Consider the following 333-nt stretch of genomic DNA (forward strand, 5'->3'; position numbering starts at 1 on the left):
AAGCCAGCATATCGCCAACTGGCTGCATCATGGCGTGTGCAGTAAAGAGCAAGTACAAAAAGTGATGGCAAAAATGGCTAAGGTTGTTGATGGCCAAAATGAACATGACAGCCTTTACACCCCCATGGCTACTAATGAGCAAACATTAGCTAACAGCATTGCCTACCAAGCGGCTTCGGCACTAGTATTTGAAGGTGTTAGCCAACCTAGCGGTTACACTGAGCCACTACTGCATAGCTACCGCTTAAAATATAAAGCACAGCACTAACTTAACACTTAACCTAAAAACAAAAAAATCAGCTTTAATAGGGTCTGTTGACCTTTCAAGGTTAA

The 333-nt window shown here is 42.6% G+C and carries 1 pseudogene; it reads left to right on the forward strand.

Features of this window, described 5'->3' with window-relative positions:
- Positions 1-268 (forward strand): annotated as a pseudogene (locus tag CWB76_RS19360) (malate synthase G); the annotation flags it as partial.
- Positions 269-333 lie beyond the last annotated feature (65 nt).

This window comes from Pseudoalteromonas sp. S1609 (assembly GCF_005887255.1).
Classification (GTDB): domain Bacteria; phylum Pseudomonadota; class Gammaproteobacteria; order Enterobacterales; family Alteromonadaceae; genus Pseudoalteromonas.